Genomic DNA, 26520 nt, shown 5'->3' on the forward strand with positions numbered 1-26520 from the left:
GGCTTTGTCCCTCATATCTCCGCGGCGGCTGCTGGGCGCGATCGACGCCTATGTGGTGCGGCTGACGCTGCTGTCGTTCCTGATCGTGCTGGTGTCGCTGACCGGCGTGATCTGGGTGACGCAGGCGTTGCGCGGCATCGACCTGATGACGGCGCAGGGCCAGACCGTCCTGGTGTTCCTCGGCATCACCGGGCTTGCGATTCCGGTACTGGCGCTGATCATCGCGCCGCTCGCGATGCTGCTGGCGGTCACGCACACGCTCAACCGCCTGTCGGCCGATTCCGAGGTCATCGTCATGAATGCCGCCGGGCTGTCGCCGTGGCGGTTCCTGCGCCCGTTCATGGTCTCGACCGTGATCGTCGCCTGCCTGATTTCGTTCCTCGCGATCTTCCTTGCGCCGGAATGCCTGCGCGCCCTGCGGCGCTGGCATACCGAGATCGGCGCGGATGTGCTCGCGAACGTGTTGCAGCCGGGGCAGTTCATCCGGCTCGACAAGCTGGTGCTGCGCGTGCAGGAGCGCAGGCCCGGCGGCGTGCTGACCGGCGTGTTCATCGACGATCAGCGCAATCCGGCGGAGCGCATCAATATCACGGCGCAAAATGGCGTGGTGCAGAAGACCGACAAGGGTTCTTTTCTGGTGCTCAGCGACGGCAACCTGCAACGCTTCCAGGCGGACAAGAAGGATCCCCTGATCGTCGCTTTCAAGAGCTACGCCTTCGACATGTCGCAGTTCTCGCAGGCGCCGCAGACTTACAACTATAATGCCCGCGAGCGGTTCATCGGCGATCTGATCTCGCCGCCGGAGGACGACGCCGTTGCGCAGCGTAACCTCGGCCAATTTCGCGCCGAACTTCATGACCGGTTGCTGGCCGGTTTTTATCCGTTCGTGTTCGTGATTCTTGCTTTCGCCTTTCTGGGGCCGCCACGGACGACGCGGCAGGGACGGAATTTTGCGGTCTCCGCGCTTGTCCTGCTGGTTCTTGTGGTGCGTATCGCGGGATATGCCTGTTCGACCATCGCGGTCTCGCGTCCCGATGCGATTATCGTTCAGTACGCCATGCTGATAATTGTTGCAGGCGTGAGTATCTGGATGATCCTCAAGGGCGTGGTGGTCGATCCGCCGGCGAATCTCACGGCGCAGTTCGCAAGATGGGGTGAACGCCTGTCGTCGATCCGGCTGCCCGCGCTACGGCGGTGACAGCCCGACGCCACTTCGTGCGGCCATGCTGCGGGTCTTGTATTCGTAGGTCGCGGCGGCAAATCCCCACATCGCGCCGAGCATCAACCAGAAATGCCGCCAGTGGTCGACGTCGATGATGAAAGCCTCGCCGACGGTGCCGAGGAATGCGCAGAAGAATGCGAGGTAGGTGCGCTGCCAGGGCACGCGCACGAAAATCAGCCGGAAGCCCATCGCCACCGTGACGAAGACCAGCGTCGGGAACAGGATGCCGGAAATCCAGCCGCCCGACATGAAGGCGTTGAGGAAGGAATTATGCGTGTCCTCCGGGAAGAACCGCCTGAACTGCAACGGGCCGATGCCGAGCGGCAGGTCGAGCGCCATCTGGAAGCCGAGAATATGGCGGCCGAACCGCCCGAACCGGCCGCTGTCGTAAGTCTGGTGCAGGCTCGCGCGTTCCTTGAACAGGCTGTCGATGGAATCGAACGACAGGAGCACGGCCAGCGCCAGCGCCAGCGCGGCGACGGCGGCGATCGCGGTCAGCACGATGCGGCTTTGCTGCGAGCGCGACCGGCTCGTCAGGTACATCAGCGCCACCATGAAAACGGAAGTGAAAACGAGCTGGCCCCATGCTGCGCGCGAGAAGGCCAGCAGCAAAGCGAGCGCGATGATCCCGAACGCCAGTACATTACGGAGCGATTTGAAGAACGGGGCCGTGATGACGTTTTGCAGCGCCAGCAATGCCGGGAGGATCAGGAAGGCCGACAGCACGTTCGGGTCCTTGAACGTGCCGCGCGCGCGCCCGTACAGCGTCAGGAGATCGGTGCCGCCCGGCACGAGGTGGAAGTAGCCGGCGACGCCGGAGCCGCCCGCGATCACGCCGCCGATAATCAGTCCGCGTTGCAGGAGATCGAGCCGCTTCTCGGTGTCCTCGGCAAGCACCAGCGCGAAGAAGAACGCGGTGATCGCCATGTACCATGAGGTCGCGATCCAGTTCACGATCTGGGACTGGTCCATCAGATCGATCGAGCAGATCGTGTAGCCGAAATTCAGCATCACCAGCATGATGAGCAGCGGCAGGAACACCGGGCGCATCCGCAGGCCCGTGGCGTAGAAAAAAATGATGCCAGCCAGCGTCGCGAGTTCGTAGGGACTCGGCTCGATGAACACCAGCGCGCCGCCGACACCCACGATCCACATCAATGCATGCTGGATGGCGCGCACGCGGGGCGGCGCGAGGCGATGGGTGGAGAGCAGGTGATCGGTGGCGAAGGTCATCGCCGGGCCTCCGCCGGTGCGCTCAATAGGCGTTCTCGCCCTTGATCAACGCCCACGGCGTTTTCAAAAGAATGTAGAGATCGAACAGCGGCGACCAGTTCTCGATGTAATAGAGATCGAACTCGACGCGCTTCTGGATTTTTTCCTCGTTGTCGATCTCGCCGCGCCAGCCGTTGATCTGCGCCCAGCCGGTGATGCCCGGCTTGACGCGATGGCGCGCGAAATAGCCGTCCACGGTTTCGTCGAACAGGCGGCTTTGCAGCTTGCCCTGCACCGCATGCGGACGCGGGCCGACGATCGACAGGTTGCCCTTGAACACCACGTTGAAGAGCTGCGGCAATTCGTCGAGGCTGGTCTTGCGGATGATGCGGCCGACGCGCGTCACCCGCGGATCGTTCCTGGTCACGACCTTGGCCGCCAGCGGATCGGCCTGATGATGATAGAGCGAGCGGAATTTGAAGACGTCGATGCGCTCGTTGTTGAAACCGAAACGCTTCTGGCGGAACAGCACCGGGCCGGGGCTGTCGAGCTTGATCGCGAGCGCGACCAGCGCCATCACCGGCGCGAGCAGGATCAGCAGAAGGGCGCCGACGAAACGGTCGAACACCCATTTCATCACCATGTCCCAGTCGGTGATCGGCTGCTCGAACATGCCGAGCGTCGGCACCGAGCCGATATAGGAATAGGAACGCGGCCGGAAGCGCAGCTTGTTGGTGTGGGCGGAGAGGCGGATGTCCACCGGCAGCACCCACAGCTTCTTCAGCATCTCGAGAATGCGGCCCTCGGCGGAAATCGGCAGCGCGAACAACACCAGATCGACGCGAGTGCGGCGGGCGAATTCGAGAATGTCGTTGACCTTGCCGAGCTTGGGAAGGCCCGCGCAGGTGTCGAGCGCGCGCGCATCGTTGCGGTCGTCGAACACGCCGAGCAACTTGAGATCGGAATCGTCCTGCTGGCGCAATGCCTCGATCAAATGCTCGCCGTTCTCGTCGGAGCCGACGATGATGGTGCGCCGGCCAAGCCTGCCTTCACGCGCCCATCTGCGCACCAGCGAGCGCAGCGCCATGCGCTCCAGGCTGAGTGCGATGAAACCGAAGACGAAGAACGTCACCAGCCAGACGCGGGACACGGTGTCGCCGAACTTGGCGAAGAACGACACGCCGATGAACAGCAGGAACACGAAAGTCCATGACGAGATCAGGCGCGTGAACTGCCGCAGCCGTCCGCGATAGATCTCGATGTCGTAGACCTCGGCGGCCTGAAAGCTGATGACGGCGACCAGCGACATCGCCAGCACGGCCCAGACCGGAATCCATGAGAAGCCGTCGATCGGCACGACATAGCCGAGATAGGAGGCGACGCCGACGATGCTGAGGCAGACGAAATCGGCGGTGCGGACCACGCCATTGATGACGACGCTGGAGTAGGCGGAGTGGACCTTCTCGTTGGCGACGGCCAGCGCGGCGGATGAAAGCCTGCGGCGGCGTTCGAATGGATAGGCACGGCCTGCCGCCGTAGGCGCAGCACCCGCTGCGGCCGCATCCGCCTTGACCTGAAGATCGCTCGATTCCACGCCTGAAAATCCGCCTGTGTCACGCCTTGCGCGATGCCCGACCGGATACCGGACAAATCAGAACAATCCGTTATTCCAATTGGGTGTTAACGAAGATTGAAGGTATCTCGATAGGCTTCCAATACGCCGTCGACCATCGCCTTCTGTGAGAAGTTCATGAAGATGCGCTCGCGCAGCGCCTTGGCGCGCTCGCGGGCGACGCCGGGATTGTCGAGCGCCGCCGCGATGGCGTCCGCCATGGCCTCGACATTGCCGGGCGGGAACATCGCCTCGGAGAAGGGGCCAAAAATTTCAGGAATGCCGCCGACATTGGCGGCGAGCAAAGGCACGCCGGCGGCGGCGGCCTCGATCACCACATAGGGCATGGAGTCCCCGCGCGAGGGGACGATCAAGAGGCGGCCTTTCGAGAAACCGAAGCGCGCCTTGACGTGGCCGATGAAGCGTACCGCGTCGCCCAGTCTGTGCCGGGCAATGAGCGCCTTGAGGCTTGCGGTTTCCTCGCCGTCTCCGGCAAGCGTGAGCGTGACGGGCCTGCCGTTGGCGCGCAGCCGCGCCACGGCTTCGATCAGCAGATCCGCGCCCTTGATGTGGCGGAATTCCCCGACATAGGCGAGATCGGTCGCATCCTCGGCCAGCGGCACCGGATCGAATTCATCGGCGCCGACGCCGTTGAACACGCAGCGCACGAGGCCGGACGGCTTGCCGACCACGCGCTCGTAAGTGTCGCGCGCAAAGCCGCTCTCGAACAGGAACAGGTCGGTGCGGTTCATCAGGGCGCGCTCGAGCCGCGTATAGAACGCGCCTTTCAGCGTCTCGGGCCGGTAGTGCAGTGAACCACCATGCGGGGTGTAGATGCGGATGGTGTCTTTAGACGCGCCCTTGAGGCGGACGAAGGCGCCTGCCTTCGCGCCGTGGCCGTGCAGCACGTCGAGCTTGAGCATGCGCGCGAGCTGGAGGAAGCGCAGCGCCGTGACCGGGTCGGCGGGATGCGGTTCGCGGCGGATGGCAAGGCGATGGATGCCGAGTTTCATCTTCGGCGCGATGGCTTTCAGGGCCGCGTCGGCGCGTTCGCCGCCGGTCAGACTGTCGGCGAGGATGCCGACCTGATGGCCGCGCTCGGCCTGTCCGTCCGCGAGATCGAGAATGTGACGGATGATGCCGCCGACCGGCGCGCGGACGGCGTGCAGAATGCGAAGAGGGCGGTCAGGGAAGGGCATGGCTTTTGCTTAGCCCCTTCGCGTTTAAAAAGCATGACGTGCGCGATGTTAACCGCGCAGCAACCTTAATGGATTGTAATCGCGCCGTATCAGTTGTGTGAGCGTAGCGGGAGCTGTTGATGCGTGTGGCGTATTTGCGTGACCGGCTGAAAGGTGCTGCAAGCGCTTTTCGCCAGTACATGGCTCCCGCGACCGCCCCCGCCGCAAAGCCGGCGGACAGGGTTGTATCCAGGCCGCGCCTTGGCGATCTCGATTTAAGACTGATCTGGCAGGCGCTCGTCGACAAGCGCAAATGGGTTCTGGTGCCGACGGCGGCGGTGTTCGTGCTGTCGATGGTCGCCGTCAACGTCGTCACGCCGCGCTACAAGTCCGAAGCCCGCATCCTGATCGACGGCCGTGAGAACATCTTCCTGCGTCCGAACGGAGAGCGGACGGAGGAACGTGCCGCGCTCGACGATGCGGCGGTGACGAGCCAGGTGCAGTTGCTGCTGTCGCGCGATCTCGCCATCGACGTCATCAAAAAGAACCATCTCGACAAGTTGCCGGAATTCGATCCGGTGCTGAACGGCATTTCGCCGCTGAAATCGCTGCTGTCGTTGTTCGGCATCGGACGCGATCCGTTCCGCATGACGCCGGAGGAGCGGGTGCTGGGCGCCTATTACGAGCGCCTCACCGCCTATGCGGTGGACAAGTCGCGCGTCATGGTCATCGAATTCCAGTCGCGCGATCCGAAACTCGCGGCAAAGGTCGCGAACTCGATTGCCGACGGCTATCTGGTGATGCAGCAGGCCGGGCGGCAGGAGCAGGCCAAGGCGGCGGGCCAGTGGCTGTTGGGCGAAATCGACAATTTGCGCAAGAAGGTTGCCGACGCCGAGGATCGTGTCGCGACGTTCCGCTCGAAATCGAACCTGTTCATCGGTACCAACAACACCTCGCTGTCAAACCAGCAACTCGGCGAGTTGAACACGCAGCTCAACAATGCGCGCGCGCAGAAGGCCGATGCGGAGGCGCGTGCGCACGCGATCCGCGACATGCTGCGCAGCGGGAAGCCGATCGAGGCTTCCGAGGTTCTGAATTCCGATCTGGTGCGCCGGCTCAGCGAGCAGCGCGTGACGCTGCTCGCGCAACTGGCCGAACAATCCTCCACGCTGATGGACCTCCACCCCCGCATCAAGGAATTGAAGGCGCAGATCGCCGACCTCGACCGGCAGATTCGCGAGGAGGCGGGCAAGCTGTCGCGCGCGTTTGAAAACGATGCGCGCATCGCCGGTGCGCGGATGGACAGCCTCAATGCGAGCCTCGACCAGTTGAAGGCGCATGCCACCTCCAGCAATGGCGAGGAAGTGCAGTTGCGTGCGCTGGAGCGCGAGGCGAAGGCGCAGCGCGACCTTCTGGAAACCTACCTTGCGAAGTATCGCGAAGCGACGGCGCGCGAGAGTATCGATTCCGCACCCGCCGATGGCCGCATCATTTCCCGCGCCATCGTCTCCAACACGCCCGCCTATCCGAAGAAGCTGCCGATCGTGCTGATCGCGACGCTGATGACGATGATGCTCACCGGCGGCTATATCGCTACCGCCGAGCTTCTGCGCATGGCGGCGCCGTGGGGCGCGCCGAGGAACGAGACATATGTGTCGGAACCGTTCGGTGGGCTTCAGCCCGTATTGTCGGTGCAGTCGCAGATCGAGCGATTGGCGGAAACGCTGCGCGCGAATGGCGAGCGTGCACGCAAGATCACGCTGATCGGCGCGGGTGCCGCGGAAGACGTCTCCAACACGGCGCTGGCGCTGGCGCGGCAGTTGTCGCGGGATTCAAAGGTTTTGCTGATCGGCCTGTCGCCCGCGGCGGCGGATGCAGTTTCGCAGACACCGGGCTTGAGCGATCTGGCCAGAGGCGTCGCATCGTTTGGGCAGATCATCAACCGCGATACGCGCTCGCCGGTACATATGATCGGCGCGGGCACCCAGCCGGATCACGCTTTGCTGACGTCGCCCCGCGTCATCATGGCGCTCGATGCCCTGATGCAGACATACGACCATGTGGTGCTCGACGCCGGGACCGCGATCGGCCTTCCGACGTCGCTGATCGCATCGCAGGCCCATGCCGTGATCCTGCCGGCACCCGGCCTTCCGGAGGCCGCGAAGGCGACCATGCGCGCGCAACTGATGGCTTCCGGCTTTGTCGCGGTGAGCATTCTCAACCGCACGGCTTTGAACGAAGCCGCGCCGGAAGAAGTCGCGGCGGCCTGAGTCCGGTTGTGGGTTGTGTGGCGGCGGGTGAAGCGCAGTTGCTGCGTCAGCGATGCAGGGCTGCGCGCAGCCGGTGCGCCATCGCCACCAGGGCCGGATTCTGCTTCACCATGCGCTTGGCATGATTGAGCGATGACATGCCGAGTGCGGCCAGCCGCCCATAGGCGCTGAGCGGAATGAAGCTGTCGAAGATCGGTTCGTCGTCCTTGCAGAACTGGAGCTTGTAGTCATCCGAGCCGATGCCGAGATCGAACGCGCCATAGCCGAGTTCGGCATAACGGTCGATAATGTTGCGCAGCAGGATCAGGCCGGGACTGTATTTCGCGTTCTCGGACATCGTGTAGGTGTTGAACATCATCGAGATGCGGTGGCCGTCGGCGACGCCTGCGAACATCGCGATGATTTCATCGTCGCATTCCAGCGCATGGATCACGATGGCGCGCCCGTCAGTGGGGGCTTTGGACAGGCAGGCCGTGCGGATGAAGGTTTCGATGCCCGCGTCGGCGAATACGTTCGGCAGGTTCTGCGCGGCCATGCGCAGCGGCTTGATGGCGAAGAACGAGTCGAGGGCACGCGTGATATCCTCGTCGGTGCTGGCGAGGAAGAAGCGATAGCCGGGAAGCGTTTTCAGCTTCTTTTCCTTGGCGCGGATGCGGCGGCGGAAGCCTGAACTGATGATGTCTTCCGGTTTCGCGCCGGACGGCATGCGCAACAGCGGACAGGCATTTGCCGAGGGCTGGTGCGAAAAGTGCGCGAGCGGATTGAGAGTGCCGTTCCATCGCTCCGGCTGTTGCGCCAGCGCCAACAGGTCTATCCGGTCGCCGTGGGCCGCAATCGCGGCGAGGATGGTGTCGATGTCGGCCTTGCAGGCGGAGGCCGCGAAATCGCGCCGCCACAGGCCCATGTTGAATGTCGGATGCTTGCCGCCGAGAAAGCGCGCGATGTTCACGCCATTCTCCCGCGTCGAGCCAAGCGGCAGCAGCATCAAGGGGTGGCCCTCGCGGTCGAGAGCGACGACAATGAGCGGCTTTATATTCAGGTGCACGCCGGCATGGCTCTGCCAGGCGTTGAGAAAATCGAAGCGTTGAAAGGACGTGTGGAGATGATCGGGCGTCTCCATCCCGCGCCAGATGGTCTCGGTCTCCGCAAGGCTGCTGTAAATGACGACGCTGGCAACGGCGCTGACGGCCCCAGCGCGCGCGCGAGCGGCCTGGTTTTCGTGCTCAGCGAGCGTAGCCATAATCAACCTTGTTCTTAGGGCGGATGAGACAGGGGAGTATTCTGGTCCCCGGCGAGGCCGACCTTTTCAAACAAACGTCAACAAAGGGTAATGAAACAGGGGGTACGAAACCGGGCCGGGGGCTTTCAGGCGGTCGGCGCGTCCGGCCGCGACATCCACGCAATCAGCGGCATGGCCGGCAGAACCCAGCCCAGACCCGCGACAACATAGAAAATGGCCTGCGCGAGCCGCGAGGCAGCGAGCCAGGGTGTTTGCGCGATCGTCATTCCGAGCAGCGACCACACCACGACGAGAACGAGCAAGCCAATGGTTCCGATGAATTTTCGCGTTCTGATCTTCATGAAATCGTGAGCTCGCGTGGATGCGCGCCTTGCGCCGCAAGGCGGGGAGACTATAAGGGCCGCGTCCGGCCGATCAAGCCTTCCTCAGCGCACCTTAATATCTCCATGACCGACACCCTCGATGAGACCCGTTCCGCCACCACGCCGTCGCGGCGTCCGATCCGCATCTGGCTCGGAATTGTGGCCGCGATGATCGTCTGCACGCTTCTCGTCGGCGGCGCGACGCGGCTGACCGAGTCTGGCCTCTCGATCACGGAATGGAAGCCGGTTTCGGGCATGATACCGCCCCTCAGCGCCCAGGCGTGGGATCAGGAATTCGCGGCCTACAAGCAGATTCCGCAATATCGCGAAATGAACGCGGGCATGAGCCTGTCCGAGTTCAAAACGATCTTCTGGTGGGAATGGACGCATCGGCTGCTCGCGCGCAGCATCGGCGCGGTGTTCTTCTTTCCGTTTCTGTATTTTCTGATGCGCGGCGGCCTGGGCTCCGCCTTGAAGCGGCGGCTGTGGGTGCTGTTCGCGCTCGGCGGGCTGCAAGGCGCGGTGGGCTGGTGGATGGTGAAGTCGGGACTGACCGCGCGCGTTTCCGTCTCGCAATACCGGCTCGCGATTCACTTTCTCCTCGCGCTACTGATCTTCTCCGCGATCGTGTGGACCATGCGCGGCCTTGCGCCGCGCATTGAGAAAGTCCTCGCCAGCACGCGGGCCGCGCTGACCGGCAAGATTCTGCTCGGGCTGGTGTTCCTGCAATTGTATTTCGGCGCGCTGGTCGCGGGCCTGCGCGCGGGCAAGATCTACAACACCTGGCCGGACATTGATGGCGGGTTCATTCCGCCGCTCGACCAGTTGTTCTTCGAGCAGCCATGGTGGCGCAATTTCTTCGACAGCACGCTGACGGTGCAGTTCACCCACCGGATGATCGCCTACACGCTGTTCGTGGTGGCGCTGCTGCATCTCGTCGATGTGATCCGCGGCAAGGCATCGCCCGCCGTGATCCGGGGCGCTGCATGGTTGATGGCCGCACTGAGCCTTCAGCTCGTGATCGGCATTTTCACGCTGCTGCATCAGGTGCCGATCTCGCTCGGCCTACTGCATCAGGCGGTCGCCATCGTGGTGCTGACGTTCACGCTACTACAGGCCTATCGTCTGCACCATGCGCAAAGCCCGGTGGGGCAGGCGCTCGTGCCGGTGTTGCAGTAACATTCTGGACGAATTCCAGACGTTTGCCCCTCGCACGAGGCCGTGCCGCGCCTAGATTGAGAAATGCGCGGACGACGATTCGCGCTTTCGAGGTTCATGTTCGATGTCGAACGCATTCATCCAGGCTGCCGTCATCCTGCTGCGCGAGGGCCTTGAGGCCATGCTGGTGATCGCGGCGCTCGCGGCTTACCTGCGCAAGGTCGATGGCGGGCATCGCATCGGCGCGCTCTATATGGGGGCGCTGGCGGCGATCGGCGCGAGTCTGATCGCGGCGTGGCTGTTCGCCGTGCTCAACTCCGGCGAACACAGCGACCTGATGGAAGGCATCGTCATTCTCGTCGCGGCGGCGCTGATGCTTTATGTCAGCGGCTGGCTGTTGAACAAGCAGGATCCCAAGGACTGGAAGGACTATCTCGCCGGGAAAGCCAATCACGCGCTGGCGCGCGACACCGGCTGGGCCGTGGGCCTGCTTGCGTTTCTGGCGGTGTTTCGCGAGGGCGCGGAAACGGTTCTGTTCATCACCGCATTGGCCGCGACCGAAGGCGGCTGGAGCGGGGGACTGTTCGGCGGCCTTGCGGCGGCGACGCTGGTGCTCGCGGTGCTGTTCTATTTCATCAATCTGGTGGCGCAGCGGATTCCGTTGCGGCCCTTGTTCATCGTCACTTCGGCCTTCCTGTTCCTGATGGGCATCAAGTTCATCGGCGAGGCGATGCAGGAATTTCAGGAGCAGGCCATCGTGCCGTTCACGCCGCTGAAGGGTTTCGGCTGGATGGAAACCATCGGCCTCAATCCGACGCTCGAAGCGGTGTCGGCGCAGTTGCTGGTGATCCTGTTCGCGGTGGCGAGTTTCGCGGTCGTCCAGCGCAACAACCGCCTCGTGCGGCGCGACAAGGCGGCCCGCACGGCGTAGCTGCGATCAACACCCCAAGAAGGAAAAACGGCGCCGTATTCGGCGCCGTTTTTTATTCGCGTATCTCGATCGCTCAGTACGGAACCGCGAGCGCCTGTTCGAGGTCGGCGATCAGGTCTTCCTTGTCCTCGATGCCGATCGACAGCCGCACCACGTCGGGGCCGGCACCTGCCATGGTTTTCTGCTCGTCGGTGAGCTGGCTGTGCGTGGTCGAGGCGGGGTGGATGATGAGCGAGCGGGTGTCGCCGATATTGGCGAGATGCGAGAACAGCCGTACGTTCGAAACAAGGCTGATGCCCGCCTCATAGCCGCCCTTCAAGCCGAAGGTGAACACCGCGCCCGCGCCCTTCGGCGTGTATTTGCGCGCGAGGTTGTAATAGCGGTCGCCCGGCAGGCTCGCATAATTCACCCATGACACGGCGGGATGCTTCGATAGCCATTCGGTGATGGCCCTGGTGTTGTCCACGTGACGTTGCATCCGCAGTGCCAGCGTCTCGATGCCGGTCAGGATCATGAAAGAGTTGAACGGCGAGATCGCGGGCCCGAGATCGCGCAGCGCCAGCACGCGCACGGCGATGGCGAAGGCGAAATTGCCGAACGTCTCGTGCATCTTGATGCCGTGATATTCCGGGCGGGGCTCACTGAGCAGCGGATAGCGGCCGCTCGCCGTCCAGTCGAACGTGCCCGCGTCCACGATGATGCCGCCGAGCGAATTGCCGTGGCCGCCGAGAAACTTGGTGAGCGAGTGCACGACGATGTCCGCGCCGTGATCGATGGGCTTGAGGAGATAGGGCGAGGCCAGCGTGTTGTCGACGATGAACGGCACCTTGGCCTTGCGCGCGACTTCCGCCACCGCTTCGAGATCGGTGATCGCGCCGCCGGGATTGGCGACCGACTCCACGAAGATCGCCTTGGTTTTTGGCGACACCGCGCGCTCGAACGTGCTGATGTCATCGGAATCCGCCCACACCACGTTCCAGCCGAAATTCTTGTAGGCGTGAGTGAACTGGTTGATCGATCCGCCATACAGGCGGCGCGAGGCGATGAACTCATCGCCCGGCTGCAACAGCGTGTGGAACGCCATCACCTGCGCGGCGTGGCCGGAGGCGGCCGCGACCGCCGCGGTGCCGCCTTCAAGTGCGGCGACGCGCTCCTCCAGCACCGCCGTCGTCGGATTGCCAAGGCGCGTGTAGATGTTGCCGAAGGTTTGCAGGCCGAACAATGATGCCGCGTGATCGGCGTCGTTGAAAACGAAAGAGGCCGTCTGATAGATCGGAGTGACGCGCGCGCCGGTGGTCGGATCGGGCTGCGCGCCCGCGTGAATCGCGAGAGTGGAGAAACCGGGCAATTGTTCAGTCATGGAACGTCCTTTGGCTAACTGAAACCTTGAAATGGACAGATATCACGCCGCGCCGTTGCGATCCTTGTCGGCCTGCGTGCGTGCCGCGCGGTCGGCCGCCGCCGTCGAGCCGCCGGTTACGCTCGGGCGGTTGAGGGACAGGCGCATGCCGGTGGTTGGCACCGGCGCGCGTTTCGAGCTGAGGGTGCGCGAGTTCACGCCGACCCACTGGATCTCGGAGGTGAGGCGGCCGTATTCGATCTTCGGGCAGCGGTTCATCACCACCTTGATGCCTGCCGCCTCCGCCTTGGCGGCGGCGGCATCGTCGCGCACGCCGAGTTGCATCCAGATCACCTTCGGCAGCACCGGAAGCGCCAGCGCTTCCTCGACGATCGGCATGGCGTGAGCCGAGCTGCGAAAGATATCGATCATGTCCACCGGACGGCCGATCTCTTTCAGCGAGCCGACGAACGGCTTGCCCGCGATCACCTTGCCGAGCTGTCCGGGGTTTACCGGAATCATGTCGTAGCCGCGCTGGTCGAGATATTTGAATGCAAAATAGCTCGGCCGTACATTGACGGGCGATGCGCCGACCATTGCGATGGATTTGATATTGGTCAGGATGCCGCGAATATAACTATCGGGGTACGCATCGTGATCCATCGGCGGCAGTCCTCGTGTGGATATTCGTCTTTAGTCCCGCAGCGGGCGCACGTCTTTGTTTTTATTGTCGCGTCGCGGTGATACAGGCGTCATATATGAGATCGTGACGAAACGGGCCATATGACAAATGCGAAAATGACGGTGGCTGAACTTGAAGCGTTCCTCCACCGCGAGTTTCCCCAGGCGTTCAGCTCCGGCGAGATTCTGATCGAGAGCGCGGACGGTGCCAGCAGTCTGCTGCGCCAGCCTTATAGCGAGCATATGTTGCGTCCGGGCGGCACCGTGTCGGGACCGACGCTGATGGCGCTCGCCGATTTCGCGATGTACGTGGCGCTGTTGTCGGCGATCGGGCCGGTCGGCCTCGCGGTGACGACCAATCTCAGCATCAGCTTCATGCGCAGGGGCCAGCCGGGGCAGGACATCGTCGCCGCGGCGCGGCTCATCAAGGTCGGCAAGCGCATGGCGTTCGGCGAGGTGAACCTGTTGTCGGGCACGTCGCCCGATCCGATCGCCCATGCGAGCGCGACCTATTCCATTCCAAAACCATCATGATTTTTATGGTATTATAACACCATATTTATAAACCATTGTTTTGTATGGTGTTATTTTCACAAGTGGACGTTGACGGGTGAGGGGGCGTTCTCTAGAAACACGCCCAGTCCGGCGACAGCGCCGCACGCCATTTTCACGGATATCTCACATGAAGACGTTTTCGGCGAAACCGGCCGAGGTCAACAAGAAGTGGGTGATCATCGACGCCAAGGGTCTGGTCGTCGGTCGTCTCGCCACCCTGGTCGCGATGCGTTTGCGCGGCAAGCACCTGCCGACCTACACCCCTCACGTTGATTGCGGTGACAATGTCATCATCATCAACGCCGCGCATGTCGTCCTCACCGGACGCAAGCGCGACAACAAGATGTACTACAACCACACCGGGTTCATCGGTGGCATCAAGGAGCGTTCCGCGAAGTCGATCCTCGAGGGTCGCTTCCCCGAGCGCGTCGTCGAGAAGGCCGTTGAGCGCATGATCCCGCGTGGTCCGCTTGGCCGTATCCAGATGGGCAACCTGCGCGTCTATCCGGGTGCCGAGCATCCGCATGAGGCCCAGAGCCCGGAAGTCGTCGATATCGCTTCTCTGAACCGCAAGAACACGAGGGCCGCGTAATGTCCGATACCATGCAGTCCCTCGACCAGTTGTCGTCGCTGAAGACGGCGGCGCCCGAAGCGCCCAAGCGCGAGAAGAAGGTCGACAAGCAGGGCCGTGCCTATGCCACCGGCAAGCGCAAGGACGCGGTCGCCCGCGTCTGGATCAAGCCCGGTTCCGGCAAGGTCACCGTCAACACCCGCGACGTCGAAACCTATTTCGCGCGTCCGGTTTTGCGCATGCTGATCCAGCAGCCGATCGTCGCCGCTGCCCGTCAGGGCCAGTACGATGTCGTCGCCACCGTCGCCGGTGGCGGTCTGTCGGGGCAGGCGGGCGCTGTGCGTCACGGCATCTCGAAGGCGCTGACGCATTTCGAGCCGGATCTGCGCGGCGTGCTCAAGAAGGGTGGCTTCCTCACCCGTGACTCCCGCGTCGTCGAACGCAAGAAGTACGGCAAGGCGAAGGCCCGCCGGTCCTTCCAGTTCTCGAAGCGCTAAGGCGCGCTTCGGCGCCAGTTCTCGAAGCGCTAAGAAAATCATTCGACTTGTCTGCAACCGCAGCGGTCAATCAAAAGGGCGCCCCTTGGGGCGCCCTTTTTCGTCGAATGACCAGTTCCAGATCGTCGCAAACTATCGACAATTTTCGAGAAAACTTGTCGCCGCAAACAAACACATCGCCAATATCCGGCTGGTAATTTTATCCTGCTGAGAGAGCTATTCCGGCCGCTCCAGCGGAGCCTACGTTCGTATGCCCGGCAATAGCCTGTCACTCGACATTTCAACCCTTTATCTGGTTGCAACGTTCGTCGCCGCGATGCTTGGCGGTCTGCTGATGTTTTTCTGGCAACAGGAAAAGATCGAGGCGCTCGGCTGGTGGGGCGCGGCCTATCTGCTGGGTGCGGCGTCCATCGCGCTGTGGATCGCAGGCGGCGAGAATCTCGGCTTTGGATTGTTGCTGGCAGTCAACGCGGTCGGTTTCATCGCCTGCGGTCTGGTGTGGGATGCCGCGCGGGTGTTCCACGGCCGAGCGCCGAGCGTCATCGGGGTCGTCGCGGGTGCGGCCGTCTGGCTTGCCGCCGTCATTTTCGCCGATCCGCTGTCGGAGCATGCGCGTCTCGTGCTTGGCGCAAGTATCGTCGCGATCTATGCGGCGCTGACGGCTGCGGAGTTGTGGCGGGAGCGGCGCAAGTCGATGCGGTCGCGCTGGCCCGCGATTTTCGTACCCGTCCTGCATGGCGCGGTGCTGATGCTGCCGATCGTGCTCGGCGATGTCATGGACGGGCCGGGCACCAATCCGCATGCGGGCGTCTGGGTCGCGGTGTTCGCCGCCGAACTGGTGTTCTACGCGGTCGGCACCGTATTCATCATCTTCATGCTGGTGTCGGAGCGCACGCTGGCGATCCACAAGGTCGCGGCGTCGGTCGATCCGTTGACGGGCCTGCTCAATCGCCGTGGGTTTGGCGAAGCGACCGGGCGCATGATCGAGCGCGAGGCCAAGGCCGGCCGGCCGATCACGGTGATGATCTTCGACATCGACCATTTCAAATCGGTCAACGACACTTATGGTCATGCGACGGGCGACGACGTGCTCAAGGTGTTCGCGAACACCGCGGTCGGCGCGCTGCGTATCACAGACCTTGTCGGCCGCGTCGGCGGCGAGGAATTCGCCGCGCTGCTGCCGTGCGCGATGGACGAGGCCCTGCTGGCGGCGGAGCGCGTCCGCGAGGCATTCGAGCAGTCGGGCGTGGCGATCGACGGTGCGCCGCTTGCCACCACGGTCAGCATCGGCGTCGCGGGCGGGCCCGCCAACACCGAACTCGACGTGCTGATGGCTTCCGCCGACACCGCGCTCTATCGGGCCAAGCGCGGCGGGCGCAACCGCGTCGAGGCCGTGATGGAGGAACCGCTGGCGCTCGATCATTCCCGCCGGGGCGGCATGAGTCAGACATCGCGCTCCGTGCACGAAGACGTGCATGCCTTTGTCCCGGAAGTGCACGCCTGAGCGGATAAATCGCGTCGGCCCTAAACGATCTGTTTACCATGCGCCGCGTAGCATCGGCCCATGATCGACCGTGCCCGCAACGATATCTCCGCCCTCGAAGCCGCCGCCGCCTCGGCGCGCGCCGGTTTCGCCTGCATGTTCTCGACCTCCGATGAATATGAGCGGGCGCTGATCGCGGAGCGCCGCGCGCAGGGCCGCTATCATCAGACGCGGGACTGGCAGCCGATGTTTCTTCTGGGCTGCGTGTTCATCCTGTCGGGCATCCTGCTGGTCGCGCTGTAAGGCGCATCCCCTGATTTTGACTTGATCCGGCGGCTTCCCGTCCGCTACAGCCTCCTGCAACCACAGGGGGAAGCCGATGATTACCGAAGTCGTGCAGATCGACGTCAAGCCGGGTCAGGAAAAGGATTTCGAGCAGGCGGTGGAGATGGCGCAGACCATCTTCAGGCGCTGCAAGGGCTGGAACAGCCTCGAAATCCATCGCTCGATCGAGAAGCCGTCGCGCTACCGTCTCTTCATCAAGTGGGAAACGCTGGAGAACCACACGGTGGATTTCCGCGAAGGACCGAACTTCACCGAATGGCGCGCGCTGGTCGGGCCGCATTTCGCAAGCCCGCCGGAAGTCGAGCACATGACGGCGGTGGGCAAGTACTGAACTTCGCTCACGCTGCGATGGTCTTCGGGCGATCCTCGCGCAGATAGACAAGGATCACCTTCACCACGGCCATCACCGGCAGCGCCAGCGCCAGCCCCCAGACGCCGAACACCACGCCGAGCAGGATCTGGAACGCGAACAGCGTCGCGGGCGGAATATCGATCGCCTCGCGCTGGATGATCGGCGTGAGGATGTAGCTTTCCAGCGCATGTACGCCGAGCAGCAGCGCGAAGGCGCTGCCGATGGCGACCCAGCCCGATGAAATGCTCGCCAGCACGATAATGAGCCCGCCCAGTAGCGCGCCGACCGTCGGAATGAAGGTCAATAGCCCGGCCTGAACGCCGAGGATGAACGCGCCGGGAATGCCGATCACCAGAAGGCCGAGCCAGGTGACCACGAACACCGCGGTCATCGTGATCATCTGCGCGATCAGCCAGCGCTCCAGCGTGGAGCCGATGCGGTCGATCACGGTCTCCATCTGCGGGCGGATTGCCCGGGGCGACATCGCGATCAGGCCCTTGCGGTAAACTCCCGGCTGGGCCGCGAAGGCGAGGCCGAGGAACAGCACGATGAAGAAGTTTCCGACCGCGCCAACGGTGCCGAGGATGAGCTTCAGCGTCTGGCTGACGATGGCGCCGCCGCCCGATGCGATCGCGCCCGCGCTCGGCAGATTGTGCTGCACGTTGGGCAAAGCGGGCGTGGCCGCCGGTGTCGTGGGCGAACGCGGCGCGGTTGCCGAAATGGTGTTGAGGTCGAGATAGCTCGCGTCGAATCCGTAGGATTCGAGGAACGTTTTGAGGTTGACGATCTGCGATTTGATCGTGCCGCTGAGGGCCGTCGCCTGCTGGGCGATGGTCGAGCCGCCGAGCGTGAAGATGCCCGCCATCATCGCCGCCAGCAGCAGGCAGATCACGAGGAGGCGTCCCGCGTGCGGGCCGGGCATGACCTTCTTCAAAAGATTGGTCATCGCGGTCAGCGCCACGCCGAGCAGCACGCCGGAAAAGATCAGGAACAGCGTCGCCGCGAATTCCCAGGCAAAAACCAGAAGTGCCGCGAAGCTGACGGCAACGATGCCGCCGACGGCGATGGCCCAGGCGTAATCCTGCCGCTGGTTTTTCCGTTCGGTTGAAACGCTCACGGGCGATCCTTCTGAAAGCTGTTGCGGTGCACTTTGTTCTGAAAGGTTGTGCCGGATCAAGAGCGGTCGCGAACCTTATCGGGCGCTGCGCCGTCATGGCGCGGGGATAAAGCGGCTTGCGCGGCGGTCTAAATTGTAATAATCGAAGTTACATGAAAAAGGACAGCCGCCTTTCATCCGTTCTTCACGCGCTCCTGCACATGGCCGGGCACGGGGAACCGATGACGTCGGAAGCACTGGCACAGTGCATGGACACCAATCCGGTGGTCGTGCGCCGTACGATGGGCCTGTTGCGCAAGGCCGGGATCGTCACCTCCGCGCGCGGGCATTCCGGCGGATGGCGCATTCGCGCCGATCTCGGAAGCATCACGCTGCGCGATCTGCACCATGTGCTCGGTGAGCCCGCGATCTTCGCGATCGGCAACCGCAACCCGAAACCGGAGTGCCTTGTCGAGCAGGCCGTCAACGCCGCGCTGGACGGGGCTTTCAGGGAAACCGAGACGCTGCTGCTTGAGCGGTTCGCGGAGGTGACGCTCGCCGATCTGGTGGCCGACCTCGGCCGCCGTCATGCCGTGTGGCGCAAGAAAAAGGGGATGATGTGACTTACGATGTGATCGTGATCGGCGGCAGCTATGCCGGGATGTCCGCCGCGCTGCAATTGCTGCGCGCGCGGCGCAGCGTTCTGGTGATCGATGCGGGGCAACGCCGCAACCGTTTCGCCGCCCATGCGCACGGATTCCTCGGGCAGGATGGCGTCGACCCGGCGGAGATCGCGCGGGTGGCGCGCAAGCAGCTTCAGGCCTATCCGACGCTGACATGGATTGAAGGCGCCGCCGAGGCCGCTGCTGGAGAAAGAGACTCGTTCACGGTGACGACCAGCGACGGTTCTCGCCATCAAGGACGCAGGCTGCTGTTCGCCGTCGGCGTCAGCGACGCGCTGCCGCCGATTGAAGGACTGGCGGACCGCTGGGGCCGCAGCGTGTTTCATTGCCCGTACTGCCACGGCTACGAACTCAACCGTGGGGCGCTCGGCGTGATCGCGACCGGGCCGATGTCGGTTCACCAGGCGCAACTGATTCCGGAATGGGGGCAGGTGACGTTCCTGACCAACGGCGCGTTGACGCTGGATGATGCGATGCGCGCGGACCTCGTCGCGCGCGGCGTGACGATTGAGGAGACCTCGATCCAGCGTCTCGACGGCGAGGCGGACGTTCTTCTGACCGATGGTCGTCGGCTGTCGTTCGCGGGCATGTTCACGGCGTCGCGGAATGCTCCGTCCACGCCGGTCGCATCGACGCTGGGCTGCGCGCTAGTGGAGACGCCGTTCGGCAGCCAGATTCGCACCAGCGACATGAAGGAGACCAGCGTTCCGGGAGCCTTCGCCTGCGGCGACGCCGCGCGAGTGCCGCATTCGGTTTCGCTCGCGGTCGCGGACGGCGCATGGGCGGGCGCGACCATCCACCGCTCGCTGGTCTTTCCCTGAAATCGAGCGGGCCTTTTACTCCCGTTACGCAAACAAAAAGGGGCGTCCCGAAGGACGCCCCTGATCTTGTGACGACGCGGCAAGAGCCGCTGACGCTTACAGCGAGTAGTACAGTTCGAACTCGACCGGGTGAGGGGTCATCTCGTAGCGCTCGACTTCGGTCATCTTCAGCTCGATGAAGCTGTCGATGAAATCGTCGTCGAACACGCCGCCGGCCTTGAGGAATGCGCGGTCCTTGTCGAGGTTTTCCAGCGCCTCGCGGAGCGAGCCGCACACCGTCGGAATCTGCTTCAGCTCTTCCTTCGGCAGATCGTACAGGTCCTTGTCCATCGCCGGACCCGGATCGATCTTGTTCTTGATGCCGTCGAGGCCCGCCATCAGCATCGCCGCGAAGGCGAGGTAGGGGTTGGCCATCGGATCGGGGAAGCGCACCTCGACGCGCTTGGCCTTCGGCGAAGCGGTGTAGGGGATGCGGCAGGAAGCGGAACGGTTGCGCGCCGAATAGGCGAGCAGCACCGGCGCTTCATAGCCCGGCACCAGACGCTTGTAGGAGTTGGTGGACGGGTTGGTGAAGGCGTTGATCGCCTTGGCGTGCTTGATGATGCCGCCGATGTAGTGGAGGCAGTTGTCCGACAGGTCGGCATACTTGTTGCCGGCGAAGGTCGGCTTACCGTCCTTCCAGATCGACTGGTGGACGTGCATGCCCGAGCCGTTGTCGCCATAGACCGGCTTCGGCATGAAGGTGGCGGTCTTGCCGTAGATGTGCGCGACCTGATGGATGCAGTACTTATAGATCTGCATCTGGTCGGCCATCAGCGTCAGCGTGTCGAACTTCATGCCGAGCTCGTGCTGGGCGGAAGCGACCTCGTGGTGATGCTTCTCGACCTTCACGCCCATGCGCGCCATCGCGCCGAGCATTTCCGAGCGCATGTCCTGGATCGAATCCTGCGGCGGCACGGGGAAGTAGCCGGCCTTGGTGCGGATGCGGTGGCCGAGGTTGCCGCCCTCATACTCGGTGTCCGAGTTGGTCGGCAGTTCGGAGGAGTCGAGCTTGAAGCCGGTATTGTACGGCGTGGTCTGGAAACGCACGTCATCGAACACGAAGAATTCGGCTTCCGGGCCGACGAACACGGTGTCGCCCACGCCCATCGACTTCACCATGGCTTCGGCCTTCTTGGCGATGCCGCGCGGGTCGCGGTTGTAGGGCTGGCCGGTCGATGGCTCGAGGATGTCGCAGGTGATGACCATGGTGGTCTCGGCGAAGAACGGATCGATCGTCGCGGTCACCGGGTCCGGCATCAGCGTCATGTCGGACTCGTTGATGGCCTTCCAGCCGGCGATCGAGGAGCCGTCGAACATCGTGCCCTCGGTGAAGATTTCCTCATCGATCATCGAGATGTCGAAGGTGACGTGCTGCCACTTGCCGCGCGGATCGGTGAAACGCAGGTCGACGTACTTCACGTCGTTGTCCTTGATGGCCTTCAGGACGTCTTGGGCGGTCTTCATGTAAACCCCTTGTGTGGCTTGGATGGAGGATTGTTGAGAAGTGCCGTCCGGCGGGATGCGGCAGGCGCGGGCCGGGCGGGATTGGCTTGTGTCAGATGGCGTCGACGCCGGACTCTCCGGTGCGAATGCGGATGGCCTCCTCGATGTTGGAGACGAAGATCTTGCCGTCGCCGATGCGCCCGGTCTGGGCGGCGCGGCGGATGGCGTCGATGGCTTTATCGACGAGTTCGTCGCCGATCACGATCTCGATTTTGACCTTCGGCAGGAAGTCCACGATGTACTCCGCGCCCCGGTACAGTTCGGCATGGCCCTTCTGGCGTCCGAAGCCCTTGGCTTCGGTCACGGTGATGCCTTGAAGGCCGACTTCCTGAAGGGCTTCCTTCACCTCATCGAGCTTGAACGGCTTGATGATCGCCTCGATTTTTTTCACCTGCACGCCTCCGGCATTTCAGAATTCCTGGACGCCGCCGATGCGGCGCGGATCGTTCGGGGCCGTTTGGCGGCCTCGTTCGTTGCCCCCTTAAAAGCAGAGTCCGTGCCAACTGGCGCGGCTGTCGATTGTATTGGATTATCAAACTGTTAATCTCCGCTCTGCGAGGGTCGCTGGAGCTTTTGGCGAAGTTTGTGGCGTCAAAATATGCAATTGCACAGTTTTAAGGCAGGCAATCTGCCGTCGCTTTGGGCGGCGCTGCCTCGAAGACGGGCGGTATAATCATGGAACTCCTGAGCGTGTCCGAAATGACCTGCGCGGATGCCCTCGCGGTGGAGGGCGGTGGGGACAGCTTCGCGCTGATGCAGCGGGCGGGACAGGCCGTGGCCGCTGCGGCGCAGACGCTCGCACCCTCCGGGGACATCGTGGTGGTGGCGGGGCGTGGCAACAATGGCGGCGACGGTTTCATTGCCGCCGCCGATCTCGCCGCGCGCGGCCGCAACGTCGCCGTGACCTTGCTGTGCAAGCCGGAGACACTGACGGGCGATGCGGCGCGCGCCGCGAAAGAATGGCGCGGCCCGTTGCTGCCGTTCACGCCGGAATCGCTGGGGCGGCCCGCGCTCATCATCGACGCGTTGTTCGGCGCGGGACTGGATCGCGAGGTGAAAGGCGAGCCGCGCGCGATGATCGAAGCGATCAACGCAAGCGGCGCATCGGTGCTGGCGGTCGATCTGCCGAGCGGCGTCAACGGCAATAGCGGCGAGGCGATGGGTGTCGCGGTCAACGCCACCCGCACGGTGACGTTCTTCCGCAAAAAGCCCGGCCATCTGTTGCTGCCGGGCCGTGTCCATTGCGGAGAGACCAGGGTCGCCGACATCGGCATTCCGCCGCGCGTGCTCGATGTTATTCATCCGAAAACCTTCGAGAACATTCCGGAATGGTGGCGCGGTCATTTTCCAGTGCCAGGCATCGCCGGTCACAAATACGGGCGCGGCCATGCGGTGGTGATGTCGGGCGGCATGGCGGAAACGGGTGCCGCGCGGCTTGCGGCGCGTGCGGCATTGCGCGCGGGCGCGGGTCTCGTCACGGTCGCCTCGCCGCGCGACGCGCTGGCGGTGAATGCCGCGGCGCTGACCGCCGTGATGGTGCGCGAGATCGGCACCGCCGTCGATTTCGCCGCTTATCTCGAAGATGACAGACTCAACGCCTGCGTGATCGGCCCCGGCGCGGGCATTGGCCTGCGCACGCGCGACATGGCACTCACGGCGTTGTCGGGGCCGCGCGCCGTGGTGCTCGACGCCGATGCGCTGACGAGCTTTGCCGATATGCCGCAGACATTGTTCGACGCCATCGCTTCGCAGCCCGGCGCGCAGGCGGTGCTGACGCCGCATGAGGGCGAATTCGCGCGGCTGTTCGCTTCGCTCGCGGGCAGGGACCATGCGCTCTCGAAGCTGGAGCGTGCGCGGCTCGCGGCGCAGGAGTCGCACGCGGTGGTGCTGATCAAGGGCGCCGACACGGTAGTGGCATCACCCGATGGGCGGGCATCGATCGCGGAGAACGCGCCGCCATGGCTTGCGACGGCCGGCGCGGGCGATGTTTTGTCCGGCATGATCGGCGGGATGCTGGCGCAGCGCGTGCCGGCATTCGAGGCGGCGTCGATTGCGGTGTGGATGCACGGCGAGGCCGCGCGCCGCTTCGGCCCCGGCCTGATCGCGGAAGACCTCGCGGACGTGCTGCCGAATGTGTTCCGCGATCTCTATCGCCGGTTCGGGGTCGTTCTCTAGCTCACCTCGTACCAGCTCAGCCGTCGCGGCGAATTCCACTTCGTCCCCATGCATTGCATCAGCCACTTGCCGGGATGTGCTGCGTTGAACGCGATGCGCTGAGTCTGGCCGGGATTGAATGCGAGCGTATCCAGCCAGTATGGCTTCCAGCCGTCGTCGAGGCGGTCGAGCACTCTGAAATGCTGGCCGTGCAGATGGAACGTCGCGGCGGAGCTGTCGGGCGGATTGGTGATCGTCAGCACCACGGTGCGGTTGGTGGGGGTACGGAAAACAGGAGGCAGCGCCGGGTCGAACGCCATCGCGGGAAGCCACTGTCCCCGTTCGAGCGCGAGATCGACACGCTGGGCATTCTTCAGGTCGATTTGCGACGGCGGAGGTGAGGGAGCTGCCGGCGGCGGCAGCGGGGCCGCGCGCGGGGGCGCCGAGAACGATGTGACGACATGGCTGATCGGTACCGGCCTGGTGCCGTCGTGCAGCAGGATGTCGTTGCGCGTGCCGACCGGCTGCGTCGCATCGAGCAGGGCATCGACCCGGCTTCCGGGGGCGAGCACGATCTGGCCGTCGCGCGCGACGAACGATTCAGCCGGCTGGCTGTCGACGGAGATGACGGTGATGACGCAATCGACGAATTTCAGGGCGATGACGCAGCGCTGGCAGCCATTGACCAGCCGCAGGCGGACGCGCTCGTTGGGGCGCACGGTGATGTCGTGGGTGACCCTGCGGTTGATCGTATACAGCGAGGGGACGTTCCCGCTGTCGCGGCCCGCAACCTGCGCCACGCCGTCCGTGCCGATCTTCCAGTCCTCGATCAGCAACACCTCGTCGCGGTCGGCGCCGAAGGTCTCGTCGCCTTCGACCACCAGCACGCGCGGCAGGGCCGGGCGATCGTCGTCGCCCGACAGCAGTCGCGGATCGATCAGGAATGTTCCGGGCCTGGACGGCAGCTCGCATGTGGCGGTGCCGCCGCGCGGGGCGAGGGGAGGCTGTCCCAGCAGCGGCTCGATGCTGGCGGGTCCGTCGAGGCCGTGAAAGGCCATCGCCACCGGTTGGGCCGTCTCGTTGGTGAAAACGACCTGGGGCGGAGCGCTGCCGGAAAAGCGCGTGAAGGGGAGGCCGTCGCCCAACTGCCAGACCGGCGTCGCCATCCCCTCGGTGTGAAGATACAGGGATTGCGGGCCGAACCGCAAAGGGACCGGGTTTCCGGGCTTGCGCGCGGGGAGGGTCTGGGCCCGGCCCGCCGCCGTCAGGACAGGGCTTATCGCAGCCCCCGCGAGGGCTTCCAGAAAGCGGCGGCGTGGACGCGAAAACGATAAGAATTTCATGGCCGATGGGGACCATTTTCAGAGGCAGGAGTAAACCCGCAGGGGCTGCGGCGGATAGCGCTTTTTTTCTTGCCGCGTCTGGCCGGCACCATGTTATAAGCCCGCCGCTCGCGGCTGTGCCGGGACACTCAACGATGTGTGCTGCGCGCTCGTGGCGGAACTGGTAGACGCGCTGGGTTTAGGTTCCAGTGTCGAAAGACGTGGGGGTTCGAGTCCCTCCGAGCGCACCAATCCTCGTTCGCGCGATCGGTTCCGGCAAGACGTGTTCTCGTCCGCCATGACTTTGGTCCGCATGACTGAAGTTAGACTTTCCACGATGCGGCCTCGCGCGGCATCCCATTAATGACAACAGCCGACATTGGATCGGCAAGCCGGAAGAAGATTGACGCTATGCAGGTGAATGAAACCCTCTCCGAGGGACTTAAGCACGAATTCCAGATCAGCATTCCGGCCGCGGAAATCGATGCCAAGGTGAACGAACGCCTCGCCGGCATGAAGGACAAGGTCCGCCTCAATGGCTTCCGCCCCGGCAAGGTGCCGGTCGCCCATCTCAAGAAGGTCTACGGCAAGTCGGTCGCGGCCGAGACCCTCGAGGAGACGATCCGCGAGACCAACCAGCGAATTTTCAACGAACGCGGCTTCCGCCTCGCCAACGAGGCCAAGGTGACGATGCCGACCGATCAGGCCGAGATCGAGGGCATCCTCGATGGCAAGAAGGACCTGAATTATTCGGTCGCCATCGAAGTCGTGCCGCCGATTGAACTCGCCGATTTCAAGACCTTCAAGGTCGAGAAGCAGGTTGCCGAAGTCACCGACGCCGACCTCGACGAGGCGATGAAGCGCGTCGCCGACCAGAGCCGTCCCTACGCCGCCAAGGCCGAAGGCGCCAAGGCCGAGAAGGACGATCGCGTCACCGTGTCGTTCAAGGGCACCATCGACGGCGTGGCGTTCGACGGCGGCACCGGCAGCGACATTCCGGTCGTGCTCGGCTCCAACTCCTTCATTCCGGGCTTCGAGGATCAGCTCATCGGCATCGGCGCGGGCGAGACCCGCACCCTGAAGGTGGCCTTCCCCAAGAACTACGGCGCGGCCAATCTCGCCGGCAAGGATGCCGAGTTCGAGACCACCGCATCGCTGATCGAGGCGCCGCAGGAAGCCAAGATCGACGACGAGTTCGCCAAGACCCTCGGTCTTGAGTCGCTCGACAAGCTCAAGGACGCGATGCGCGAGCGCCTGACGCAGGAGTACGCCGGCGCGACCCGCCAGCGGCTGAAGCGCGAACTGCTCGACCGTCTCGACGAGACACACAAGTTCGATCCGCCGGAATCGCTCGTCAACGACGAGTTCGACCTGATGTGGAAGTCGATCAACGCCGAGATGGAATCTTCCGGCAAGACGTTCGCCGACGAGGACACCACCGAGGAGAAGGCGAAGGAGGACTATCGCAAGATCGCCGACCGCCGCGTGCGCCTCGGCCTCGTGCTCTCCGAAATCGGCGACAAGAACAAGATCACCGTCACCGACGACGAGGTGAGCCGCGCCGTGATCGAGCGCGCCCGCCAGATGCCGGGCCGCGAGAAGGAAGTCTGGGATTACTATCGCAGCAATCCGGGCGCCGTGGCCCAGCTCCGCGCGCCGATCTTCGAGGACAAGGTGGTCGATTTCATCCTTGAACTCGCGCAGGTCACCGAGAAGAAGGTGTCGCGCGAGGAATTGCTCAAGGAAGAAGACGACAAGGACGCGGCCTAAGCGCCGCTTCCGTTTGAATTCGGTTTTTGTGCCGTCCTCCGCGTGGGGACGGCACTTTTTTGTTAACCTCACTCCCGGTGAGTGCTTCGTTTGGACCGCCGAATCGGCTTGAACATCCCTT

The 26520-nt window shown here is 63.7% G+C and carries 25 protein-coding genes and 1 tRNA gene; 15 read left to right on the forward strand and 11 right to left on the reverse strand.

Annotated elements, in window-relative coordinates:
* Positions 1–31: 31 nt before the first annotated feature.
* Positions 32–1198, forward strand: a complete 1167-nt coding sequence (gene lptF / locus AFIC_RS07580) for an LPS export ABC transporter permease LptF (protein ID WP_420833384.1) — start codon at positions 32–34, stop codon at positions 1196–1198.
* Here the strand turns inward: lptF and AFIC_RS07585 are convergent.
* From AFIC_RS07585 to AFIC_RS07595, 3 genes are all read right to left on the reverse strand, one after another.
* Positions 1187–2455 carry an O-antigen ligase family protein gene (locus AFIC_RS07585; protein ID WP_275248511.1) on the reverse strand — a complete coding sequence of 423 codons (1269 nt, stop codon included), beginning with the start codon at positions 2453–2455 and terminating at the stop codon, positions 1187–1189. The two genes, lptF and AFIC_RS07585, sit on opposite strands and share 12 nt — an antisense overlap.
* 22 nt (positions 2456–2477) lie before the next feature.
* Positions 2478–4028 (reverse strand): undecaprenyl-phosphate glucose phosphotransferase, encoded by a 1551-nt coding sequence (locus AFIC_RS07590; protein WP_275248512.1) that lies wholly within the window; start codon positions 4026–4028, stop codon positions 2478–2480.
* A gap of 86 nt (positions 4029–4114) precedes the next feature.
* Positions 4115–5245 carry a glycosyltransferase family 4 protein gene (locus AFIC_RS07595; RefSeq protein ID WP_275248513.1) on the reverse strand — a complete coding sequence of 377 codons (1131 nt, stop codon included), beginning with the start codon at positions 5243–5245 and terminating at the stop codon, positions 4115–4117.
* 119 nt (positions 5246–5364) lie between these two features.
* On the opposite strand from AFIC_RS07595, the gene AFIC_RS07600 reads away from it, so the two are divergent.
* Entirely contained in the window at positions 5365–7494 is a 2130-nt protein-coding gene (locus AFIC_RS07600; protein ID WP_275248514.1) for a GumC family protein, read from the forward strand.
* A gap of 46 nt (positions 7495–7540) precedes the next feature.
* Here the strand turns inward: AFIC_RS07600 and AFIC_RS07605 are convergent, their stop codons facing one another.
* Both AFIC_RS07605 and AFIC_RS07610 read right to left on the reverse strand, forming a co-directional pair.
* On the reverse strand, positions 7541–8734 hold the full coding sequence (locus AFIC_RS07605; protein ID WP_275248515.1) for a GNAT family N-acetyltransferase: 1194 nt from the start codon (positions 8732–8734) through the stop codon (positions 7541–7543).
* 125 nt (positions 8735–8859) lie between these two features.
* Entirely contained in the window at positions 8860–9075 is a 216-nt protein-coding gene (locus AFIC_RS07610) for a DUF2842 domain-containing protein (RefSeq protein ID WP_275248516.1), read from the reverse strand.
* A 105-nt stretch (positions 9076–9180) separates the two neighbouring features.
* Here AFIC_RS07610 and AFIC_RS07615 point away from each other — a divergent pair, with 105 nt between their 5' ends.
* Together AFIC_RS07615 and AFIC_RS07620 are read left to right on the forward strand one after the other, a co-directional pair.
* Positions 9181–10275 (forward strand): COX15/CtaA family protein, encoded by a 1095-nt coding sequence (locus AFIC_RS07615; protein WP_275248517.1) that lies wholly within the window; start codon positions 9181–9183, stop codon positions 10273–10275.
* A gap of 103 nt (positions 10276–10378) precedes the next feature.
* Entirely contained in the window at positions 10379–11185 is an 807-nt protein-coding gene (locus tag AFIC_RS07620; RefSeq protein WP_275248518.1) for an FTR1 family iron permease, read from the forward strand.
* Between the two features lie 73 nt (positions 11186–11258).
* Here the strand turns inward: AFIC_RS07620 and AFIC_RS07625 are convergent, their stop codons facing one another.
* Positions 11259–12545, reverse strand: coding sequence for an O-acetylhomoserine aminocarboxypropyltransferase (locus AFIC_RS07625; RefSeq protein ID WP_275248519.1), 1287 nt, complete (start codon positions 12543–12545; stop codon positions 11259–11261).
* Positions 12546–12587: 42 nt separating this feature from the next.
* A complete protein-coding gene (locus AFIC_RS07630; protein WP_275248520.1) occupies positions 12588–13187 on the reverse strand; it encodes a CoA-binding protein in 600 nt (199 codons plus the stop codon).
* Positions 13188–13307: 120 nt separating this feature from the next.
* Between AFIC_RS07630 and AFIC_RS07635 the strand changes: the two genes are divergently transcribed.
* The 6 genes from AFIC_RS07635 (at position 13308) to AFIC_RS07660 (ending at position 16987) form a co-directional block, all read left to right on the forward strand.
* Positions 13308–13739 carry a PaaI family thioesterase gene (locus AFIC_RS07635; protein ID WP_275248521.1) on the forward strand — a complete coding sequence of 144 codons (432 nt, stop codon included), beginning with the start codon at positions 13308–13310 and terminating at the stop codon, positions 13737–13739.
* 148 nt (positions 13740–13887) lie between these two features.
* Positions 13888–14352 carry a 50S ribosomal protein L13 gene (rplM, locus tag AFIC_RS07640; RefSeq protein WP_275248522.1) on the forward strand — a complete coding sequence of 155 codons (465 nt, stop codon included), beginning with the start codon at positions 13888–13890 and terminating at the stop codon, positions 14350–14352.
* A complete protein-coding gene (gene rpsI / locus AFIC_RS07645; RefSeq protein WP_275248523.1) occupies positions 14352–14828 on the forward strand; it encodes a 30S ribosomal protein S9 in 477 nt (158 codons plus the stop codon). Before rplM ends, rpsI begins: the two co-directional genes overlap by 1 nt.
* 250 nt (positions 14829–15078) lie before the next feature.
* Positions 15079–16332, forward strand: a complete 1254-nt coding sequence (locus tag AFIC_RS07650; protein WP_275248524.1) for a GGDEF domain-containing protein — start codon at positions 15079–15081, stop codon at positions 16330–16332.
* 60 nt (positions 16333–16392) lie between these two features.
* Positions 16393–16614 carry a hypothetical protein gene (locus AFIC_RS07655; RefSeq protein ID WP_275248525.1) on the forward strand — a complete coding sequence of 74 codons (222 nt, stop codon included), beginning with the start codon at positions 16393–16395 and terminating at the stop codon, positions 16612–16614.
* A 76-nt stretch (positions 16615–16690) separates the two neighbouring features.
* A complete protein-coding gene (locus AFIC_RS07660) occupies positions 16691–16987 on the forward strand; it encodes an antibiotic biosynthesis monooxygenase family protein (protein WP_275248526.1) in 297 nt (98 codons plus the stop codon).
* A 7-nt stretch (positions 16988–16994) separates the two neighbouring features.
* On the opposite strand, the gene AFIC_RS07665 is transcribed toward AFIC_RS07660, so the two are convergent.
* Positions 16995–18125, reverse strand: a complete 1131-nt coding sequence (locus AFIC_RS07665) for an AI-2E family transporter (RefSeq protein WP_275248527.1) — start codon at positions 18123–18125, stop codon at positions 16995–16997.
* 152 nt (positions 18126–18277) lie between these two features.
* Between AFIC_RS07665 and AFIC_RS07670 the strand changes: the two genes are divergently transcribed.
* Both AFIC_RS07670 and AFIC_RS07675 read left to right on the forward strand, forming a co-directional pair.
* Positions 18278–18727: an Rrf2 family transcriptional regulator gene (locus AFIC_RS07670; RefSeq protein WP_275248528.1), complete on the forward strand. Its 450-nt coding sequence runs from the start codon at positions 18278–18280 to the stop codon at positions 18725–18727.
* Positions 18724–19608, forward strand: coding sequence for an NAD(P)/FAD-dependent oxidoreductase (locus tag AFIC_RS07675; RefSeq protein ID WP_275248529.1), 885 nt, complete (start codon positions 18724–18726; stop codon positions 19606–19608). Before AFIC_RS07670 ends, AFIC_RS07675 begins: the two co-directional genes overlap by 4 nt.
* 96 nt (positions 19609–19704) lie before the next feature.
* Here AFIC_RS07675 and glnA read toward each other — a convergent pair whose 3' ends face one another.
* Both glnA and AFIC_RS07685 read right to left on the reverse strand, forming a co-directional pair.
* Positions 19705–21114, reverse strand: coding sequence for a type I glutamate--ammonia ligase (gene glnA, locus AFIC_RS07680; protein ID WP_275248530.1), 1410 nt, complete (start codon positions 21112–21114; stop codon positions 19705–19707).
* A gap of 91 nt (positions 21115–21205) precedes the next feature.
* On the reverse strand, positions 21206–21544 hold the full coding sequence (locus AFIC_RS07685; protein WP_275248531.1) for a P-II family nitrogen regulator: 339 nt from the start codon (positions 21542–21544) through the stop codon (positions 21206–21208).
* A gap of 284 nt (positions 21545–21828) precedes the next feature.
* On the opposite strand from AFIC_RS07685, the gene AFIC_RS07690 reads away from it, so the two are divergent.
* A complete protein-coding gene (locus AFIC_RS07690; protein WP_275248532.1) occupies positions 21829–23328 on the forward strand; it encodes an NAD(P)H-hydrate dehydratase in 1500 nt (499 codons plus the stop codon).
* On the opposite strand, the gene AFIC_RS07695 is transcribed toward AFIC_RS07690, so the two are convergent.
* Positions 23325–24650, reverse strand: coding sequence for a multicopper oxidase domain-containing protein (locus AFIC_RS07695; RefSeq protein WP_275248533.1), 1326 nt, complete (start codon positions 24648–24650; stop codon positions 23325–23327). The two genes, AFIC_RS07690 and AFIC_RS07695, sit on opposite strands and share 4 nt — an antisense overlap.
* 145 nt (positions 24651–24795) lie before the next feature.
* On the opposite strand from AFIC_RS07695, the gene AFIC_RS07700 reads away from it, so the two are divergent.
* A tRNA-Leu gene (locus tag AFIC_RS07700) sits at positions 24796–24880 on the forward strand.
* Between the two features lie 160 nt (positions 24881–25040).
* Positions 25041–26399, forward strand: coding sequence for a trigger factor (gene tig / locus AFIC_RS07705; RefSeq protein ID WP_275248534.1), 1359 nt, complete (start codon positions 25041–25043; stop codon positions 26397–26399).
* The last annotated feature ends 121 nt before the right edge of the window (positions 26400–26520 follow it).

Origin of the sequence: [Pseudomonas] carboxydohydrogena, from assembly GCF_029030725.1 — a bacterium.
Taxonomy (GTDB): Bacteria; Pseudomonadota; Alphaproteobacteria; order Rhizobiales; family Xanthobacteraceae; genus Afipia; species Afipia carboxydohydrogena.

Excerpts from the sequence above, each read along its gene's own strand:
- rpsI (WP_275248523.1), top strand. The coding sequence starts at position 14,352 with ATGTCCGATACCATGCAGTCCCTCGACCAGTTGTCGTCGCTGAAGACG.
- AFIC_RS07610 (WP_275248516.1), bottom strand. The coding sequence starts at position 9,075 with ATGAAGATCAGAACGCGAAAATTCATCGGAACCATTGGCTTGCTCGTT.
- rplM (WP_275248522.1), top strand. The coding sequence starts at position 13,888 with ATGAAGACGTTTTCGGCGAAACCGGCCGAGGTCAACAAGAAGTGGGTG.
- AFIC_RS07695 (WP_275248533.1), bottom strand. The coding sequence starts at position 24,650 with ATGAAATTCTTATCGTTTTCGCGTCCACGCCGCCGCTTTCTGGAAGCC.
- AFIC_RS07615 (WP_275248517.1), top strand. The coding sequence starts at position 9,181 with ATGACCGACACCCTCGATGAGACCCGTTCCGCCACCACGCCGTCGCGG.
- AFIC_RS07660 (WP_275248526.1), top strand. The coding sequence starts at position 16,691 with ATGATTACCGAAGTCGTGCAGATCGACGTCAAGCCGGGTCAGGAAAAG.
- AFIC_RS07650 (WP_275248524.1), top strand. The coding sequence starts at position 15,079 with ATGCCCGGCAATAGCCTGTCACTCGACATTTCAACCCTTTATCTGGTT.
- AFIC_RS07635 (WP_275248521.1), top strand. The coding sequence starts at position 13,308 with ATGACAAATGCGAAAATGACGGTGGCTGAACTTGAAGCGTTCCTCCAC.
- AFIC_RS07670 (WP_275248528.1), top strand. The coding sequence starts at position 18,278 with ATGAAAAAGGACAGCCGCCTTTCATCCGTTCTTCACGCGCTCCTGCAC.
- AFIC_RS07630 (WP_275248520.1), bottom strand. The coding sequence starts at position 13,187 with ATGGATCACGATGCGTACCCCGATAGTTATATTCGCGGCATCCTGACC.
- AFIC_RS07585 (WP_275248511.1), bottom strand. The coding sequence starts at position 2,455 with ATGACCTTCGCCACCGATCACCTGCTCTCCACCCATCGCCTCGCGCCG.
- glnA (WP_275248530.1), bottom strand. The coding sequence starts at position 21,114 with ATGAAGACCGCCCAAGACGTCCTGAAGGCCATCAAGGACAACGACGTG.
- AFIC_RS07620 (WP_275248518.1), top strand. The coding sequence starts at position 10,379 with ATGTCGAACGCATTCATCCAGGCTGCCGTCATCCTGCTGCGCGAGGGC.
- AFIC_RS07655 (WP_275248525.1), top strand. The coding sequence starts at position 16,393 with ATGATCGACCGTGCCCGCAACGATATCTCCGCCCTCGAAGCCGCCGCC.
- tig (WP_275248534.1), top strand. The coding sequence starts at position 25,041 with ATGCAGGTGAATGAAACCCTCTCCGAGGGACTTAAGCACGAATTCCAG.
- AFIC_RS07605 (WP_275248515.1), bottom strand. The coding sequence starts at position 8,734 with ATGGCTACGCTCGCTGAGCACGAAAACCAGGCCGCTCGCGCGCGCGCT.
- AFIC_RS07600 (WP_275248514.1), top strand. The coding sequence starts at position 5,365 with ATGCGTGTGGCGTATTTGCGTGACCGGCTGAAAGGTGCTGCAAGCGCT.
- AFIC_RS07625 (WP_275248519.1), bottom strand. The coding sequence starts at position 12,545 with ATGACTGAACAATTGCCCGGTTTCTCCACTCTCGCGATTCACGCGGGC.
- AFIC_RS07595 (WP_275248513.1), bottom strand. The coding sequence starts at position 5,245 with ATGCCCTTCCCTGACCGCCCTCTTCGCATTCTGCACGCCGTCCGCGCG.
- AFIC_RS07690 (WP_275248532.1), top strand. The coding sequence starts at position 21,829 with ATGGAACTCCTGAGCGTGTCCGAAATGACCTGCGCGGATGCCCTCGCG.